We start from the raw sequence: 17,817 nt of genomic DNA on the forward strand, positions 1-17,817 counted from the left end.
ATGTCACGAAATCTTCATTCAATTCTCCGCGCGCGATGCCGTTAAGCCGGACGTCCCGTCGATTCGGCTGCCCTCGCCCATGCCCGCGCCCCACTCCGGTTCCGCCGCCACCCGCACCTCGCGCCTGATCGCGGATCGCGCGCTCGCCGCCGTCTTCCAGCCGATCGTCGACCTCGGGTCGGGGACGGTCGTCGGTTACGAAGGGCTGATCCGCGGCCCGCGCGGCACCGACCTCGAGCCGCCCGCCGCGCTGTTCGCGCAGGCCGCGCGCGAAGGCGAAACCATCGCGCTCGAACGGGCGGCCGCGCTAGCCTGCCTCGACGCGTTCGCGGCGCTCGGCTGCGACGGCAAGCTGTTCCTCAATTTCAGCGCGGGCACCATCCTCACGCTCGCCAGCGAACGCGAGCGCGCATGCCAGTTCCTCGGCCGCGCGCACATCGGCGCCGAACGCATCGTGATCGAGCTCACCGAGCAGAACGCGATTCCCGATCTCGCGGACATCGGGCCGGCGGTCGCGTCGCTGCGCGACGCCGGCATCCAGTTCGCGCTCGACGACTACGGCACCGCGAACGCGAGCATGAACCTGTGGCTGCGCCTGCACCCGGACCTCGTGAAGATCGACCGCTTCTTCATCCACGACATCGCGCGCGACCCGCTCAAGTTCGAGGCCGTGAAGGCGATGCAGCACTTCGCGCAGGCGAGCGGCGCGAAGCTGATCGCGGAAGGCATCGAGAACGAATGCGACCTGATCGTCGTGCGCGACATGGGCATCTGCTGCGTGCAGGGCTTCCTGCTCGGCCGGCCGAACGCGCAGCCGTCGCGGGTGGTCGCGCCGGCCGCGCGCGACGCGATCCGCGCGCCGCACATCGCGGTGTTTCCCGGCATGACGCGCGCGGTGCGGCCGGCCGGCACGATCGCCGGGAAGATGCTCGTGCCCGCCCCGGCGCTGCCGCGCGACGCGACCAGCAACGACGTGCTCGACCTGTTCAACCGGATGCCCGACCTGCACGCGGTCGCGCTCGTCGAGCGCGGGCGGCCCGTCGCGCTCGTCAATCGTCGCGGCTTCATCGACCGTTTCGCGCTGCCGTATCACCGCGAGGTGTTCGGGAAGAAGCCGTGCCTGCAGTTCGCGAACGATGCGCCGCTGATGATCGACAACGCGACGACCTTCGAGCAACTCGCGCTGCTGCTCGCGAGCCACGACCAGCGCTATCTCGCGGACGGCTTCGTGATCACCGAACACGGCCGCTATGTCGGGCTCGGCACCGGCGAGAGCCTGGTGCGCACGGTGACCGAAATGCGCATCGAGGCCGCGCGCTACGCGAATCCGCTGACCTTCCTGCCCGGCAACATCCCGATCAGCGCGCACATCGACCGCCTGCTCCAGCGCGACGCCGGCTTTCATGCGTGCTACGTCGACCTGAACCAGTTCAAGCCGTTCAACGACCAGTACGGCTACTGGCAAGGCGACGAAGTGCTGAAGTTCGCCGCGACCGTGCTGGCCGGCGTATGCGACCCGCAGCGCGACTTTCTCGGCCATGTCGGCGGCGACGATTTCCTGGTGCTGTTCCAGCGCGACGACTGGCGCGAGCGCGCCGCCGACGCGATCGCGCGCTTCAACGACGGCGCGCGGCTCTTCTACACGCAGGCCGACCGGCAGGCGGGCGGGCTGCATGGCGAGGACCGCCACGGCAACCCGGCGTTCTTCGGCTTCGTGACGATGGCGATCGGCGCGGTGGGCGTGCCGGCCGGCGCGCACGGCGCGAAACGCTACGGCAGCGACGAGATCGCGTCGGTCGCCGCGCTCGCGAAGCGGCGGGCGAAGCAGCAGCCGGACGGGCTCGCGGTCGTCGATCTCGATGCCGGCCGCGCCGCGCTGCGGCATCGCGGCGAACCGCCGGCCGTGGCGGTGGCGGCCGGCTGAACGACGGACGGTCGCCCGCGACGCACGGAAAACCGGTGCACCGTGCGACGGGGGCGATGCCCGGCCGCCGCAACGTTCGGCTGTCGCGCAACGGCCTCTCATCGTCATCGGTCACGGCCACGGCGCCCCCACGCTCGCACGGGCGCGCGATCCGACTGCCCATTTTGCGGCGCTGCGTCGGCACCGCCGGACACCCGCACGCCCACCTTGCCTTTTTCGCGTTTTGTTTAGTATTTTTAGTAACGGTGTTTTCGCAGATTAGCGCTTAAAAATCCGCTATTTGCGGGTATTCCCCGGTTATCCGGCCCGAATTCCGCAATGTGTTTTACTATACAATCGCCTCCACCCTAAACAAACCGGACCCCGAACGATGGGTACGACCATTCGCGATGTGGCGCGGGCGGCTGAGGTTTCGATCGGCACCGTCTCCCGCGCGCTGAAAAACCAGCCCGGCCTGTCCGAAGCCACGCGCGCGCGCATCGTCGGGATCGCGCAGCAGCTCGGCTACGATCCCGCCCAGTTGCGGCCGCGCATCCGCCGGCTCACGTTCCTGCTGCACCGGCAGCACAACCGCTTTCCCGCGAGCCCGTTCTTCTCGCACGTGCTGCACGGCGTCGAGGACGCGTGCCGCGAGCGCGGCATCGTCCCGACGCTGCTCACGGTCGGCCCGAACGACGACGTGCTGCGCCAGATGCGCCCGCACGCGCCCGACGCGATCGCGGTCGCCGGCTTCATCGAGCCCGAGACGATCGAGGCGCTCGCCGCCACCGGCCGGCCGCTCGTGCTGATCGACCTGTGGGCGCCCGGGCTGCGCTCGGTCAACATCGACAACGCGACCGGCGCGGCACTCGCGATGCGCCACCTGCTCGCCACCGGCCGCTCGCGGATCGCCTTCATCGGCGGCTCGGCCGCGCACTACAGCATCGCGCAGCGCGCGATCGGCTATCGGCGCGCGTTCTTCGAAGCCGGGCGGCTGTTCGATCCCGCGTACGAAGTGACGATCGACGCCGGGCTCGACCCCGACACGGGCGCCGCGCGTGCGATGGAGCAACTGCTCGACGCGCCGGGCCCGCGGCCCGAAGCCGTGTTCGCGTACAACGACGCGGCCGCGCTGGCCGCGCAGCGCGTGTGCATCGCGCGCGGGCTGCGGATTCCGGACGACATCGCGATCGTCGGCTTCGACGACATCCCGGCCGCCGCGCACGCGAGCCCGCCGCTCACGACGCTCGCGGTCGACAAGGAAGCGCTGGGCCGCCGCGGCGTCGAGCTGCTGCTCGCCGAAGCGCCCGAGCGCACCGAGATTTCCCTGCCCGTCGAGCTGATCGTGCGGGCCAGCAGCCAGCCCGCCGGCTCCCCGGCACTCGATACCGCCACGGTCCAAGAATCATGAACATGCCTCCGGTCCAACCCCGCGCCGCCGCGCCGGCCGGCCACGCGCCAGCCGCACCGTTCGTCGCGAGCTTCCGCGATCCGTCGTTCCTGCTGTCGCACGTCGAAGACACGCTGCGCTTCTACGCGGCCAACGCATTCGACCCGACGGGCGGCTTCTACCACTACTTCCGCGACGACGGCAGCATCTACAACCGCACGTCGCGCCATCTCGTCAGCAGTTGCCGGTTCGTCTTCAACTACGCGATGGCGTACCGGCATTTCGGCGATCCGCGCCACCTGGAATACGCGCGCCACGGGCTGCGCTTCCTGCGCGACGCGCACTGGGACGACGCGCTGCAGGGCTACGACTGGGAGCTCGACTGGCGCGACGGCGCGAAGCGCGCGACGCTCGACGGCACGCGCCACTGCTACGGCCTCGCGTTCGTGCTGCTCGCGGCCGCCCACGCGACGATGGCCGGCATCGACGAAGCGCGCCCGCTGATCGCGGCCACCTACGAGCTCACCGAGCACCGCTTCTGGGATGCGGCCGCGGGCCTCTATGCGGACGACGCGACGCCGAACTGGAACGTATCGACGTATCGCGGCCAGAACGCGAACATGCACATGACGGAAGCGCTGCTCGCCGCCTACGAGGCGACCGGCCACCTCACGTACCTCGATCGCGCGGAAAAGCTCGCCACCCACATCACGCAGCGCCAGGCCGCGCTGTCGGGGGGGCTCGTGTGGGAGCACTACCATGCGGACTGGTCGGTCGACTGGGACTACAACAAGGAAGACAGCTCGAACATCTTCCGCCCGTGGGGCTTCCAGCCCGGGCACCAGACCGAGTGGGCGAAGCTGCTGCTGATCCTCGAGCGGCACCGCCCGCTCGACTGGCTCGTGCCGCGCGCGACCGAGCTGTTCGACGCGGCGCTCACGCACGCATGGGACGCCGATCACGGCGGCCTCTGCTATGGCTTTGGCCCGGACTTCACGATCTGCGACCACAACAAGTATTTCTGGGTGCAAGCGGAAACCTTCGCGGCGGCCGCGATGCTCGGCGCGCGCACCGGCAGCGAGCGTTTCTGGGACTGGTACGACGAGATCTGGCGCTACAGCTGGGCGCACTTCGTCGATCACCGCTACGGCGCGTGGTACCGGATCCTCACCTGCGACAACCGCAAGTACAGCGACGAGAAGAGCCCGGCCGGCAAGACCGACTACCACACGATGGGCGCCTGCTACGACGTGCTCGCGACCCTCGCGCGCGCGCAACGCAGCGAGCCGACGCAATGAGCGGCGGCACGTTTCCGGCTTTCGTGTCGGCGGGCGACATCCTGACCGACATGGTGCGCGCGGGCGACGCGCAGTGGACGTCGGTGCCGGGCGGCGCCGGCTGGAACGTCGCGCGCGCGGTCGCGCGGCTCGGCGTGCCGAGCGCGCTTGCGGGCGCGATCGGCGAAGACTGCTTCTCCGACGTGCTGTGGCGCGCGAGCGAAGCGGCCGGCCTCGACCTGCGCTTCCTGCAGCGCGTCGCGCGGCCGCCGCTGCTCGCGATCGTCCACGAGACGCGCCCGCCCGCGTACTTCTTCATCGGCGAAGCGAGCGCGGATCTCGCGTTCGATCCGGCACGGCTGCCGGCCGGCTGGACCGATCACGTGAAATGGGCGCATTTCGGCTGCATCAGCCTCGTGCGCGAACCGCTCGCGAGCACGCTGGCCGCGCTCGCGGCCGACCTGCATGCGCGCGGCGTGAAGATCAGCTTCGACCCGAACGTGCGGAACCTGATGACGGCCGCGTACCGGCCGACGCTGGAGAAGATGGCCGCCCTCGCCGACCTGATCAAGGTGTCCGACGAAGACCTGCGGCACCTGTTCGGCGGCGACGGCCCCGACGCGATCGCGGCGGTGCGCGCGCTGAACCCGCGGGCGGCCGTGCTCGTCACGCGCGGCGCGCAGGCGGCCACGCTCCATGCGGACGGCGACGTGCACGAAGCCAGCCCGCCGCGCGTCGAGGTGGCCGACACCGTCGGCGCGGGCGACGCGTCGATCGGCGGCCTGCTGTTCAGCCTGATGGCCGCGCCGCGGCGCGGGTGGCGCGAGCATCTCGCGTTCGCGGTGGCGGCCGGCGCCGCCGCGTGCCGGCATACGGGCGCGCACGCCCCGACGCTCGACGAGGTCGTCGCGCTGCTTGAAGGGTGAAGGCACGCTGAAGAGGCGAAGAAGGAACGGTGGCCGGCCGCCGATCGGTCACCGATAAACCGCATTCACCATGCTGCGCCGCAGTGCTACGATGAAGCGTCCTATTGCGGGAGAGGCACGATGGACACGAACACGTTCACCAAAGGCATCTACACGGCCAAGGCGCATACGCACCGCTCGGACAACGGCGAGTTTCAGGGCTACGTGATCCTGGCGCGGGACGACGGCGACGAGACGGAAAACATGCGCTACGACGTCCACACGACGAGTTCGAGCGAGGAAGAAGCGTTCGAGGAAGCCAAGGCGCTCGCGCACCGGATCCTCGGCGAGATCGAGCTGTGACGCGCAGCACCCTCACGCGCGCGCCGCGGCGCGACCGCGACGCGCCGTCCCGCTCGATTCAGAGCAGCCGCGCCACCATCGATACCAGCATCGTCAGCACCAGCGTCGACATGAACGGGAACGGGTAGCGCCGCCCGCCGAGCGTCAGCGTGACGTCGCCCGGCATCCGTCCGATGCCGAGCTTGCCGAGCCACGGCCAGCAGCGCGTGAGGATCATCACCGCGATGAACGTCGTCAATAGCCAGCGCAGCATGCCTGAGGCCCGTTTACATGGGGAACGTACATGTGTCGCGCCCGTCAGAGCGCGTGCGAACGGTCGCCGCGCGCGAACGCGTCGAGCGTGCCGTCGATCCCGCGCGAAAACGCGATCACCTTGAACAGCTCGCCCATCTCGGCCTCCGAGATCAGCTTCTGCACCGCATTCGCGGCCGGCAGGAACGCGTGGACGTCGGACGGATCGATCGCGGCCAGCGCGTCGGTGATGCCCGCGTTCAACAGGAAGCGCGCCTGCGACGTGTAGCCGAGCAGATCGGCGCCGGTCGCGACGCCCGCGTCGTAGATGCCGGTGAATTCGACGTGCGCGGTGATGTCCTGCAGGCCCGGGTACACGAACGGGTCGTCGTGCGCGTGGTGGCGGTAGTGGCACATCAGCGTGCCGCGGTCGCGCTGCGGGTGGTAGTACTCGTGCGCAGGGAAACCGTAGTCGACCAGCAGCACAGCGCCGCGCGCGAGCATCGTGCAGACGGTGCGCGTGAACGCCAGCGCGGCCTCGTGCGTTTCGGTCACGTAGCCGTCGCCGACGTCCAGCCCCGCGAGCACCGCCGGCAACGCGGCCGCGCCGACCGGCCGGTCGTCGAACACGAACGCCTGCCGCGCGTCGAGCGCGACGCCGCGCTCGCGCCACGCGCCGTCCGCCTTCGCGAAGAGGCGCACCGGCATCGCGTCGAGCACCTCGTTGCCGACCACGACACCCTCGAACCGCTCAGGCAGCGCGTCGAGCCAGCGCACCTTCGCGGCCCGCGCCGGCACCGCGGCTTCGATCGTGTCGCGCTGCCGCTCGCGCAGTTCGCCGGACAGGTCGACGATCAGGTATTCGTCGAGTTCGACGCCCGGCGCGTCGAGCGCCGCGAGCAGCCCGGCCGCGAGCTTGCCCGTGCCGGCGCCGAATTCCATCACGCGGCGCGTGCCGCTCGCCGCCAGTGCTTCGGCGACCGGATTCGCGAGCGTCTGCGCGAATAGCGGCGACAGCTCCGGCGCGGTGACGAAGTCGCTGCCGTCGTCGGCGCGACGCCCGAACTTGCGCGCGCCGCCGCTGTAATAACCGAGGCCCGGCGCATACAGCGCGCGCTCCATGAAGCGGTCGAACGGCAGCCAGCCGCCGGCCGTCGCGATCTCGTCGCGCAGTTGCGCGGCGAGGGTTTCGGACTGCGCGAGCGCGTCAGGGCCGGGAGCAGGTAAACTAGCGGGTTCGTGAGCTTTCGGGTTCATCCCGGCATTGTAAATGACCGTTTCAGCCGATACGTCGACCCCACGCGTGGTGCTCGTCACGGGCGCCCTGGGCAGCGCGGCCGACGCCGCGTCGATCGGCCGTGCGCTCGCGACGGGTTTCGCCCGCCGGGGCTGGGACGTCGCGCTGCAGCGCGGCCACGGCGCGCCGCGCGCGGCCGCCGACGCGCTCGTCGCCGAAGTCGCGGCGCTCGGCCGTCGCGCGGCCGTGCTCGACGCCAATCTGGCCCTGGAAACCGATGCGGCCGCGCTCGTCGCCGCGTGCGGCGAAGCGCTCGGCCGGCCCGCGTGCGCGGTGTTCGTCAGCGCCAGCGCCGGCGCCGACGACGCGCACACGGTGGACGGCGCGTCGCTCGCTGCTGCGCTCGCACGCAACGTGACGGCGCCGCTCGCCTTGGCGCGCGCACTCGCCGACGCGACGCCCGACGCCGCGCGCGACGACGAAACGCTGCGCGCGTGCGCGATCCACGTACTGGATCAGGCCCTGTTTCACCCGGCGCCAGCGCAGCTGTCGCACGCGCTGATGCAGGCCGCACTGAACCGCGCGACGTCGGCGCTCGCGCTGGCGCTCGCGCCGAAGGTGCGGGTCGCGGCGCTGGTGCGCGGCCACGCGCCCCACGCGGACGACATCGCGGCGGCCGCCTGCTATCTCGCGAGCGCGCCCGGCGTCACCGGCGCGACACTGACAGTCGACGGCGGCGAGCACCTGGTGCCGCCCGCCGCCGGCCCGAATGAATGAACCGCGCGGGCGCGGCCTGAGAGCCGCCGCCCGCGCCGCTTTGCGTGCGCGCACGCCAATTTGACTGGGACGACCATGTTTTCCGCTCTCCTGCACCCCCGCCTCGCGGATTGCCGCAGGCTCTACCTGCGCGACTACGAGGTGCACATCAACATCGGGGCCTTCGAACACGAGAAGCGCGGCGAGCAGCGCGTCGTCATCAACATCGACCTGTTCGTGCCGCTCGCGCTGTCCACCCCGGTCGACGACCGGCTGCACGAAGTCGTCGACTACGACCTGATGAAGCAGAGCGTCGCGCAATGCCTGGCGCGCGGCCACATCCACCTGCAGGAAACGCTGTGCGATTCGATCGCCGCGCACCTGCTGGCGCACGACACCGTGCGCGCGGTACGCGTCCGTACCGAGAAACCGGACGCCTATCCGGACTGCGACGCCGTCGGCGTCGAAGTCTTTCGCATCAAGGACGAGGAGCGCGCATGAACGCCCCCCACATGAACGACACGGCGGCCGACGCCGCCACGCTGGACGACGCCGCCGCGTCGGCCGGCCGCCCCGCGCTCACGCGCCGCGAGCAGAAGGAAGCGTACGAGAACAACAAGCTGTTCAAGCGGATCGTGCGCCAGGTCGGCCAGGCGATCGGCGACTACAACATGATCGAGAACGGCGACAAGGTGATGGTGTGCCTGTCGGGCGGCAAGGACAGCTACGCGATGCTCGACGTGCTGCTGCGGCTGCGCGAGCGCGCGCCGATCGACTTCGACATCGTCGCGGTGAACCTCGACCAGAAGCAGCCGGGCTTCCCCGAGCATGTGCTGCCCGAATATCTGACGCAGGTCGGCGTGCCGTTCCACATCGAGAACCAGGACACCTACAGCATCGTCAAGCGGCTCGTGCCGGAAGGCAAGACGACCTGCTCGCTGTGCTCGCGGCTGCGCCGCGGGATCCTGTACCGCGTGGCCGGCGAGCTCGGCGCGACCAAGATCGCGCTCGGCCATCACCGCGACGACATCGTGCAGACGCTGCTGCTGAACATGTTCTACGGCGGCAAGCTGAAGGGGATGCCGCCGAAGCTGCAGTCGGACGACGGCAGGAACATCGTGATCCGCCCGCTCGCGTACGTGAAGGAAACCCATCTCGAGAAATACGCGGAATTGCGCGAATTCCCGATCATCCCGTGCAACCTGTGCGGCAGCCAGCCGAACCTGAAGCGCGCGGAAATGAAGGCGCTGATCCGCGACTGGGACAAGCGCTTCCCGGGCCGCGTCGACAACATGTTCAACGCGCTCGCGAAGGTCGTGCCGTCGCACCTGATGGACACGACGCTGTATCCGTTCCAGTCGCTGCGCGCGACGGGCGAGGCCGACCCGCAAGGCGACATCGCGTTCGACGAGGAACCGTGCGCGTCGGGTGACGAGTCGGCGGCGCCGGGCGCCGCCCGGCCGATCTCGATCGTCCAGTTCGACGACCTGTAAGCAGGGGCGGAACACCCGCCGGAACCGGGCGCCGGCCGCCCTTTCCGGCGCCGTCGCCCCGCCGCGACAGGCCCGGAGCGCCAGGGGCCGCATGCTAAAATGGACGGCTTCAAACTCCTCTGACAAGCTGGCGCCATGAATATCGTGATTTTGGCGGCAGGCACCGGCAAGCGCATGCGCTCCGCGCTGCCGAAAGTGCTTCACCCCCTGGCCGGCAGGCCGCTCCTCTCCCACGTCATCGACACCGCACGCACGCTGCAGCCGTCCCGGCTGGTCGTCGTCGTCGGTCACGGCGCCGAGCAGGTCCAGGCCGCCGTCGCCGCGCCCGACGTCCAGTTCGCGGTGCAGGCCGAACAGCTCGGCACCGGCCACGCGGTGCGCCAGGCGCTGCCGCTGCTCGATCCCGCGCAACCGACGCTCGTGCTGTACGGCGACGTGCCGCTCACGCGCGCGTCGACGCTGCGGCGTCTCGTCGACGCCGCGCGCGAGGGCCGCTACGGGATCCTGACCGTCACGCTCGACGACCCGACCGGCTACGGCCGGATCGTGCGCGACGCGTCCGGCTTCGTCACGCGCATCGTCGAGCAGAAGGATGCATCGCCGGAAGAGCTGAGGATCGCCGAGATCAACACCGGCATCATCGTCACGCCGACGGCCCAGCTGTCGATGTGGCTCGGCGCGCTGAAGAACGAGAACGCGCAGGGCGAGTACTACCTGACCGACGTCGTCGAACTCGCGATCGAGGCCGGCTTCGAGGTCGTCACGTCGCAGCCCGACGACGAATGGGAAACGCTCGGCGTGAACAGCAAGGCGCAGCTCGCGGAGCTCGAACGCATTCACCAGCGCAACGTGGCCGACGCGCTGCTCGCCGACGGCGTCACGCTCGCCGATCCGGCGCGCGTCGACGTGCGCGGCACGCTGCGCTGCGGCCGCGACGTGTCGATCGACGTGAACTGCGTGTTCGAAGGCAACGTGACGCTCGCCGACAACGTGACGATCGGCGCGAACTGCGTGATCCGCAACGCATCGATCGGCGCGGACACGCGCATCGACGCGTTCACGCACATCGACGGCGCCACGCTCGGCGCGAACACCGTGATCGGCCCGTACGCGCGGCTGCGCCCCGGCGCGCAGCTCGCTGACGAAGCCCACGTCGGCAACTTCGTCGAGGTGAAGAACGCGGTGATCGGCCACGGCTCGAAGGCGAACCATCTCACGTACATCGGCGACGCCGACATCGGCGCGCGCGTGAACATCGGCGCGGGCACGATCACCTGCAACTACGACGGCGCGAACAAGTTCCGCACCGTGATCGAGGACGACGTGTTCGTCGGCTCCGACACGCAGCTCGTCGCGCCCGTGCGCGTCGGCCGCGGCGTGACGATCGCCGCCGGCACGACGATCTGGAAGGACGTCGCCGAAGGCGTCCTCGCGTTGAACGAGAAGACGCAGACCGCGAAGAGCGGCTACGTCCGCCCGGTCAAGAAGAAGAGCTGAACCTTTTGCGGGCGCCCGCGCGGCGCCCGCGTCGACTTACAGGACTGACCATTCATGTGCGGCATTGTCGGCGCAGTTGCGCAGCGTAATATCGTTCCGGTGCTGATCGAAGGATTGCGGCGCCTCGAATACCGTGGCTACGACTCGTGCGGCGTCGCCGTGCTCGAGCCCGACGCACCGAAGCGCGCGCGCAGCGTCGCGCGCGTCGCCGATCTCGATGCGCAGGTGCGCGAGACGCACCTCGAAGGCTCGACCGGCGTCGCGCACACGCGCTGGGCTACGCACGGCGCGCCCGTCACGCACAACGCGCACCCGATCTTCTCGTCGAACGCGCTCGCGCTCGTGCACAACGGCATCATCGAGAACTTCGAGACGCTGCGCGAAACGCTGCGCGCGAAGGGCTACGAATTCGTGTCGCAGACCGACACCGAAGTGATCGCGCACCTCGTGCACAGCCTGTACCGCGGCAACCTGTTCGACGCGGTGCGCGAAGCCGTTCACCAGTTGCACGGCGCGTATGCGATCGCCGTGATCCACAAGGACCAGCCGCACACCGTCGTCGGCGCGCGCCAGGGTTCGCCGCTCGTCGTCGGTCACGGCGACGGCGAGAACTTCCTCGCGTCCGACGCGCTCGCGCTCGCGGGCAGCACCGACCGCTTCACGTTCCTCGAGGAAGGCGACGTGTGCGAGCTGTCGCTCGACGGCGTGACGGTCGTCGATCGCCACGGCGCCACCGTGCAGCGCGAGATCCGCGTGGTCAGCGCGTACGGCGGCGCGGTCGAGCTCGGGCCCTATCGCCATTTCATGCAGAAGGAAATCTTCGAGCAGCCGCGCGCGATCGGCGACACCGTGCCGCAGACGGAAGCCTTCGACGCGACGCTGTTCGGCGATGCCGCACCCGCCGCGTTCGCCGAGATCGACAGCCTGCTGATCCTCGCGTGCGGCACGAGCTACTACTCGGGCCTCACCGCGAAGTACTGGCTCGAATCGATCGCGAAGATCCCGACCCAGGTCGAGATCGCCAGCGAATACCGCTACCGCGAGTCGGTGCCGAACCCGCGCCAGCTCGTGCTCGTGATCTCGCAATCGGGCGAGACGGCCGATACGCTCGCGGCGCTCAAGCATGCGCAGTCGCTCGGCCATACGCATACGCTCGCGGTGTGCAACGTCGCGACGAGCGCGATGGTGCGCCTGACCGAGATGCAGTTCCTGACGCACGCGGGCACCGAGATCGGCGTCGCGTCGACGAAGGCGTTCACCACGCAGCTCGTCGCGCTGTTCGTGCTGGCCGCGACGCTCGGCAAGCTGCGCGGGCACGTGGACGCCGCGCAGGAAGCGCAATTCGTGAAGGAGCTGCGCCACCTGCCGGCCGCGCTGAACAGCGTGCTCGCGCTCGAGCCGCAGATCATCGCGTGGTCGGAGGAATTCGCGCGCAAGGAAAACGCACTGTTCCTCGGCCGCGGGCTGCACTACCCGATCGCGCTCGAAGGCGCGCTGAAGTTGAAGGAAATCTCGTACATCCACGCCGAAGCCTATCCGGCCGGCGAGCTGAAGCACGGGCCGCTCGCGCTCGTCACCGAAGCGATGCCGGTGGTGACGGTCGCGCCGAACGACACGCTGCTCGAGAAGCTGAAGTCGAACATGCAGGAAGTGCGCGCGCGCGGCGGCGAGCTATACGTGTTCGCGGATGCCGACACGCAGATCGTCAACGACGACGGCCTGCACGTGATCCGGATGCCGGAACACTACGGCCAGTTGTCGCCGATCCTGCACGTCGTGCCGCTGCAACTGCTCGCGTATCACACCGCGTGCGCGCGCGGCACCGACGTCGACAAGCCGCGCAACCTCGCGAAATCGGTGACAGTGGAGTAATGCCGCGCGACGGGATGGCCCCCTCGCCGGGCCGTCCCGACCGCGTGCGCGCGCAAGGCAGGCCATTCGGCCAGGTCGAAATATGTACCACGTAGTGGTATATAATCCGGTGCTGACTCGACCGGCTCGACATGCCTGCATCCGTACGACGCGTGTTCAAGACGAAGGGGTTTCACCAGGCAGCCGGGAAAGCGGGAATCGCCGATGGCGAGCTCTGCCGCGCGGTGCGGGAACTGGCCCGCGGCCAGGGCGTCGATCCCGGCGGCAATGTCTGGAAGAGGCGCCTCGGAAAGCTCGCCGCGGACGTAGGTCGACACACCGACAGCGACATCGCGACGCCGGTCGCACTGAAAGCGCTTGTGGAGATTTGCAATGGCCAAGGGTCGATTCAAGAGCGACGCAACGGAGGCGATCCACAGCGCCGCGTCGGGGCTTTATCGCGCCAACCTGCTCGACAAGAAGACGATGCGGGAATACGACGATCTCTGCATCGAAGCCGCGCCGCAATTCGATCCGGAAGCGATCGCCCGCATCCGCAAGTCGGTCAACGTCAGCCAGAGCGTGTTCGCGCTCTACCTGAACACGACGACGTCGACGATCCGCCAATGGGAACAGGGCGACAAGCGGCCGAGCGGCATCGCCGCGCGCATGCTTCAGATCGTCGAAAAACACGGGCTCGAGGTGTTCTCCTGAGCCGGCTTCCCCGACTGCCCATGCACGGCCCGGCCGCACGCGCGCCGCAACGAATGTGACGGAGAGACAATGGTAAGACTGTTTGGATGCGGATTGCTGGCGCTGACGTTCGCGTCGACGAGTTGGGCCGCCGAGCACTATGTCGAGGTCTGGAACCCGCCCGAGGCGCGGCAACCCGCGGCTCGCACGCCGGCTGCGCGCCCGGGCGCCGACGCGCGTACCGGCAAGAGCGCGGAGAAGCACGCGAGCGCCACGCCGAAAGCCGCCGCGAAACCGCACAAGCGCCGCGTCGCGCAGGCCGTGAAAGCCGGCCCGCACCGCCCGGCCGCCACCGCGACCGACACGCCGGCCGCCCCGCGCCCCGTGGCGCAACCCGCGCCGGGGCATCTCACGGTGATGCAGCCGGGCGCACCGGACGCGACGCATGCGCTCACGTTCTCCGACATCCCGCGTCAATACACGCCGGACGGCAACGTGCTGCAGGTCGGCACGCACGGCCGCTCCGCGGAGGTGACTCGATAATGGAAGCGCAGACCTACCACGGCTACCAGATCTGGGGCCACGCGATCCTGCAGCAGGACGAGATCATGCAGCCCGAGCGCTTCGCGGCGAGCGGCACGATCACGCAGAACAACCGGCTGGTCGAGGCGTCGGGCGTGCTCGGCGTATTCGACACCGAAGACGACGCGCGCGATGCAGGGCTCGAATGGGCGCGCGCGTGGATCGACAACCACAGCTGACCGAACGCAAGCGCGCATCCACGGCCGTCACCGATGAGGCCGCGCAGGTGCGGCGCGCACCGCAAATGAAGAAGGGGCGTCCGCGACGCCCCTTCTTTCATTCGAACCCCTCGACTCACGCCGCGGCGTGCGGCGGCCTCACCGTCTCCCGCGGCCGGCCGACGAGCCGTGCCAGCACGACGATCGCCACCAGCGTCGCGACGTACACGGCGATCTGGATACCCGCCGGGCGCGCGGTATAGCCGACGAGCGTATGCAGCGCCTTGCCGACGATGCTCGATTCCTTGAGCAGCCACGACGTGTCCCACACCGCATCGCCCCACGACGGCACGAGGCCCGCGGCCAGCAGGAAGCCGACGCACTGGCTTGCCATGCCCGCCGCCAGCAACACGATCAACCCGTTGGTGACGGAGAACAGGCGCTTGAGCGGAATCTGCAGCAGGCCCGCATACATCGCATAGCCGAGGCCCGCGCCGCCGAGCACGCCGAGCAGCCCGCCCGCGATCATCTGCGGCGTCTGCCCCGGGTCTCCCGCCGCGATCCCGTACAGGAACAGCACGGCCTCGGAACCCTCGCGCAGCACCGCGACCCCGACCACGATCGCGAGCCCGGTCAGCGGCCGGCGGCCGGCCGCGACCGCGCGGCCGACCTCGCCCATGTGCAGCGCCATTTCGCGGCCGTGCCGGCTCATCCAGATGCAGTGCCACGCGAGCATCAGCGTCGCGACGAACATCACGCCCGCGTTGAAGACCTCCTGCCCCATGCCGGACGCCCATTGCGAGATCACGTCGGCGAACGCCGCGATCAGGCCGGCGCCGACCACGCCGCCGACCAGCCCGCCGCCCACCCACCAGCCGCGCCGCGGCACGCCCTTCGTGGCGGCCATCACGATCGAGACCACCAGCGCGGCCTCGAGCACTTCACGAAAGACGATCAGGGCAGTGGACAGCATGTCGGTATCGGCTTACTTGACGGTCAGATGCGTCTTCGACTGCGCTTCGTGATACTCGTCGTGGAACTCGTAGGTCCCGGCCTTCAGCGGCCCGACGAGGATCTCGACCGACTTGCCGGCCGGCACGACCTTCTCCGCCTTGAAGTCGTCGCTCTCGAATTCGGCGGGCGTCGCGTCGAGGTTCTTCACGACGAATTTCACCTTCTTGCCGGCAGGAATCGTCACGCCGTCCGGCGAAAACTTGTGGTCCTTCAGCGTGAGGTTGACGACGTCGTCGGCAGCGAAGGCGGACGTGGCCGACGCGCCCAGCAGGGCCAGTGCGAAACCGATAGCGAAACGGGTCATGTGCGTAATCGTTTGAAATATGGAAGGGAATCGATACTAAGATCGATTCGCATTTTCACCCCGAAGTACCCTTACTCGCGGCATGGAGATCGTGCACCGTCGATGCGACGCGCGCGTTGCCGCGCAAGGCTTTGCCGGGTTTTTCCGGCAATGCACGGCCGTCAATCGGGAAAGATTCGGACTGACGCACGCATGCAAATGCCCATTCGTCAGACCTCAGCATTACAAATGGCTGATGCGATGCCCACCGCCGTATGCGGCGCTTGACCTTCCTACCGTGGCAAGCTTCATGCTGAACGTATTCGTCAACCACCAATCCGGAGAACACACGATGGAATTCGAAGTCCAGGACATGACCTGCGGCGGTTGCGCCAACGCGATCACGCGCGCGGTGACGGCCGCCGATCCCGCCGCGAAGCTCGACATCGATGTCGCGGCGAAGATCGTCAAGGTCGAGTCGGCGCAAGGCGCCGAACGCGTGCGGTCGATCATCGAAGCCGCCGGCTTCCATCCCGCGCTGCGCAGCGCGTAACGCGCTTGCGATCGCCGGCGCACCGCCGAACGGCGAGGCGCCGGCAGCCGGCCACACGTCAGCGCAGCCGGATCAGCGTCGACTTCAGTTCGGTGTACTTCTCGAGCGCGTGCAGCGACTTGTCGCGGCCGTTGCCCGACTGCTTGTAGCCGCCGAACGGGAAGTTCATGTCGCCGCCCTCGTCATAGCAGTTCACCCACACGGTGCCCGCGCGCAGCCGGCGCGACACGTCGTGCGCGGTCGTCAGGTTCGACGTCCATACGGCCGCGGCCAGCCCGTACTCGGTGTCGTTCGCGATCCTGACGGCCTCGTCGACGTCGTCGAACACGATCACCGACAGCACGGGCCCGAAGATTTCCTCGCGCGCGATCTTCGCATCGGGCTTCACCTCGAACACCGTCGGCTCGACGTAGAAGCCGCCCGTTTCCGCATGCACGCGTGCGCCGCCGGTAACGAGCCGGCCTTCGCCGCGCCCCGCCTCGATGTAACCGAGCACGCGCTCGAGCTGGATGCCGTCGACGATCGCGCCCATCGACACCGACGGATCGAGCGGATTGCCCGGCACGTAGGCGCGCGCGGCCGCGACGAGCTTCTCGATGAACGCATCCTTGATGTCGCGATGCACGAGCAGCCGGGAGCCCGCCGTGCACATCTCACCCATGTTGTAGAAGATCGCGCCGGCCGCCGTCTGCGCCGCGCGGTCGAGATCGGGGCAGTCGGGCAGCACGATGTTCGGCGACTTGCCGCCGAGCTCCAGCCACGCGCGCTTCAGGTTCGACTGCGCCGCGTACTGCATGATCAGCTTGCCGACCGCCGTCGAGCCCGTGAACGCGATGCAGTCGACGTCGCGATGCAGCGCGAGCAGCTTGCCCGGCTCGCCCGCGCCCGGCACGACGTTGAACACGCCGGCCGGAATGCCGGCTTCGAACGCGAGCTGCGCGACGCGGATCGCGGTCAGCGGCGATTTCTCCGACGGCTTCAGCACGACGCTGTTGCCTGCCGCGAGCGCGGGGCCGAATTTCCACGCGGCCATCAGGATCGGGAAGTTCCACGGCACGACGGCGGCCACCACGCCGACCGGCTCGCGCGTGACGAGACCGACGAGATGGTGATCGGCCGGCGCGACCTCGCCGCCGACCTTGTCGATCGCTTCTGCGAACCATTCGACGCAGTACGCGGCGCCCGGCACGTCGACCGTCGTCGTGTCGCCGATCGGCTTGCCCGCGTCGAGCGTCTCGAGCAGCGACAGTTCGTCGAGATGCGCGCGCATCAGCGCGGCCCAGCGCAGCAGCACGGCCTTGCGTTCGCGCGGGTTCAGGCCGGCCCATACCCCTGCGTCGAACGCGCGCCGTGCGGCCGCGACGGCCGCGTTCACGTCCGCTTCGCCGCAGTCGGCGACCTTCGCCAGCACGCGGCCGTCGATCGGGCTCACGCAGTCGAACGTCTTGCCACCGTGTGCGTCGCGCGACGCGCCATCGATGAATGCGCGCCCTTCGATCTCGAGCGACGCCGCCTTGCGTTGCCAGTCAGCCAAAGTCAACTTGTTCATCGGGATACCTCAATGTTGTGGCATTCGCGATGCGGCACGCCGCGCGCGTGGCACGCGGCCGGCCTGCAGCGAATGCGGTGAC

The 17,817-nt window shown here is 69.2% G+C and carries 19 protein-coding genes and 1 pseudogene; 15 read left to right on the forward strand and 5 right to left on the reverse strand.

All coding sequences use genetic code 11. The features are described from left to right. Nucleotides 1-79: 79 nt before the first annotated feature. The 5 genes from KPB06_RS05645 to KPB06_RS05665 all read left to right on the forward strand — a co-directional run bounded on the left by KPB06_RS05645 (nt 80) and on the right by KPB06_RS05665 (nt 5,838). A complete protein-coding gene (locus KPB06_RS05645; protein WP_060010414.1) occupies nt 80-1,924 on the forward strand; it encodes an EAL domain-containing protein in 1,845 nt (614 codons plus the stop codon). A 370-nt stretch (nt 1,925-2,294) separates the two neighbouring features. Then, nucleotides 2,295-3,314, forward strand: coding sequence for a LacI family DNA-binding transcriptional regulator (locus KPB06_RS05650; protein WP_059576424.1), 1,020 nt, complete (start codon nt 2,295-2,297; stop codon nt 3,312-3,314). Further along, nucleotides 3,311-4,591 (forward strand): AGE family epimerase/isomerase, encoded by a 1,281-nt coding sequence (locus KPB06_RS05655; protein WP_275906068.1) that lies wholly within the window; start codon nt 3,311-3,313, stop codon nt 4,589-4,591. Before KPB06_RS05650 ends, KPB06_RS05655 begins: the two co-directional genes overlap by 4 nt. Further along, nucleotides 4,588-5,496 carry a carbohydrate kinase family protein gene (locus KPB06_RS05660; protein ID WP_059641250.1) on the forward strand — a complete coding sequence of 303 codons (909 nt, stop codon included), beginning with the start codon at nt 4,588-4,590 and terminating at the stop codon, nt 5,494-5,496. The genes KPB06_RS05655 and KPB06_RS05660 overlap by 4 nt, the downstream gene beginning before the upstream one ends. Before the next feature lie 120 nt (nt 5,497-5,616). Further along, entirely contained in the window at nt 5,617-5,838 is a 222-nt protein-coding gene (locus KPB06_RS05665) for a hypothetical protein (RefSeq protein ID WP_059576415.1), read from the forward strand. Between the two features lie 58 nt (nt 5,839-5,896). On the opposite strand, the gene KPB06_RS05670 is transcribed toward KPB06_RS05665, so the two are convergent. Together KPB06_RS05670 and KPB06_RS05675 are read right to left on the reverse strand one after the other, a co-directional pair. Beyond that, nucleotides 5,897-6,091, reverse strand: coding sequence for a DUF2905 domain-containing protein (locus KPB06_RS05670; RefSeq protein ID WP_011546377.1), 195 nt, complete (start codon nt 6,089-6,091; stop codon nt 5,897-5,899). 44 nt (nt 6,092-6,135) lie between these two features. Then, entirely contained in the window at nt 6,136-7,326 is a 1,191-nt protein-coding gene (locus tag KPB06_RS05675; RefSeq protein ID WP_059576412.1) for a class I SAM-dependent methyltransferase, read from the reverse strand. Between the two features lie 13 nt (nt 7,327-7,339). Between KPB06_RS05675 and KPB06_RS05680 the strand changes: the two genes are divergently transcribed. The 9 genes and pseudogenes from KPB06_RS05680 to KPB06_RS05720 all read left to right on the forward strand — a co-directional run bounded on the left by KPB06_RS05680 (nt 7,340) and on the right by KPB06_RS05720 (nt 14,357). After that, a complete protein-coding gene (locus KPB06_RS05680; protein WP_226225899.1) occupies nt 7,340-8,083 on the forward strand; it encodes an SDR family oxidoreductase in 744 nt (247 codons plus the stop codon). Between the two features lie 75 nt (nt 8,084-8,158). After that, complete coding sequence (locus KPB06_RS05685) at nt 8,159-8,563, forward strand: dihydroneopterin aldolase (RefSeq protein WP_059576406.1); 405 nt, start codon at nt 8,159-8,161, stop codon at nt 8,561-8,563. Then, entirely contained in the window at nt 8,560-9,555 is a 996-nt protein-coding gene (ttcA, locus tag KPB06_RS05690) for a tRNA 2-thiocytidine(32) synthetase TtcA (RefSeq protein ID WP_275906067.1), read from the forward strand. Before KPB06_RS05685 ends, ttcA begins: the two co-directional genes overlap by 4 nt. A 135-nt stretch (nt 9,556-9,690) precedes the next feature. Then, nucleotides 9,691-11,052 carry a bifunctional UDP-N-acetylglucosamine diphosphorylase/glucosamine-1-phosphate N-acetyltransferase GlmU gene (gene glmU / locus KPB06_RS05695; protein WP_275906066.1) on the forward strand — a complete coding sequence of 454 codons (1,362 nt, stop codon included), beginning with the start codon at nt 9,691-9,693 and terminating at the stop codon, nt 11,050-11,052. Nucleotides 11,053-11,106: 54 nt separating this feature from the next. Next, entirely contained in the window at nt 11,107-12,924 is a 1,818-nt protein-coding gene (gene glmS / locus KPB06_RS05700; RefSeq protein ID WP_059576396.1) for a glutamine--fructose-6-phosphate transaminase (isomerizing), read from the forward strand. A 131-nt stretch (nt 12,925-13,055) separates the two neighbouring features. Further along, a pseudogene (locus KPB06_RS05705) lies at nt 13,056-13,301 on the forward strand (type II toxin-antitoxin system RelE/ParE family toxin); the annotation flags it as partial. Beyond that, nucleotides 13,297-13,617: a helix-turn-helix domain-containing protein gene (locus KPB06_RS05710; protein ID WP_059576393.1), complete on the forward strand. Its 321-nt coding sequence runs from the start codon at nt 13,297-13,299 to the stop codon at nt 13,615-13,617. The pseudogene KPB06_RS05705 and the gene KPB06_RS05710, both read left to right, overlap by 5 nt. Nucleotides 13,618-13,686: 69 nt before the next feature. After that, on the forward strand, nt 13,687-14,139 hold the full coding sequence (locus tag KPB06_RS05715) for a hypothetical protein (protein WP_059576388.1): 453 nt from the start codon (nt 13,687-13,689) through the stop codon (nt 14,137-14,139). Continuing rightward, nucleotides 14,139-14,357, forward strand: a complete 219-nt coding sequence (locus KPB06_RS05720) for a hypothetical protein (protein WP_006477594.1) — start codon at nt 14,139-14,141, stop codon at nt 14,355-14,357. Before KPB06_RS05715 ends, KPB06_RS05720 begins: the two co-directional genes overlap by 1 nt. Before the next feature lie 115 nt (nt 14,358-14,472). Here the strand turns inward: KPB06_RS05720 and KPB06_RS05725 are convergent, their stop codons facing one another. Both KPB06_RS05725 and KPB06_RS05730 read right to left on the reverse strand, forming a co-directional pair. Beyond that, a complete protein-coding gene (locus tag KPB06_RS05725; RefSeq protein ID WP_059576386.1) occupies nt 14,473-15,309 on the reverse strand; it encodes an FTR1 family iron permease in 837 nt (278 codons plus the stop codon). Nucleotides 15,310-15,321: 12 nt separating this feature from the next. Beyond that, nucleotides 15,322-15,654 carry a cupredoxin domain-containing protein gene (locus tag KPB06_RS05730; RefSeq protein WP_006488047.1) on the reverse strand — a complete coding sequence of 111 codons (333 nt, stop codon included), beginning with the start codon at nt 15,652-15,654 and terminating at the stop codon, nt 15,322-15,324. A gap of 331 nt (nt 15,655-15,985) precedes the next feature. Here KPB06_RS05730 and KPB06_RS05735 point away from each other — a divergent pair, with 331 nt between their 5' ends. Next, nucleotides 15,986-16,186, forward strand: a complete 201-nt coding sequence (locus KPB06_RS05735; protein ID WP_059576472.1) for a heavy-metal-associated domain-containing protein — start codon at nt 15,986-15,988, stop codon at nt 16,184-16,186. Between the two features lie 58 nt (nt 16,187-16,244). Here the strand turns inward: KPB06_RS05735 and KPB06_RS05740 are convergent, their stop codons facing one another. Then, nucleotides 16,245-17,735, reverse strand: coding sequence for an aldehyde dehydrogenase (locus KPB06_RS05740; RefSeq protein WP_059576383.1), 1,491 nt, complete (start codon nt 17,733-17,735; stop codon nt 16,245-16,247). Between the last annotated feature and the right edge of the window lie 82 nt (nt 17,736-17,817).

Source organism: Burkholderia semiarida, from assembly GCF_029268935.1.
GTDB classification, from domain to species: Bacteria; Pseudomonadota; Gammaproteobacteria; order Burkholderiales; family Burkholderiaceae; genus Burkholderia; species Burkholderia semiarida.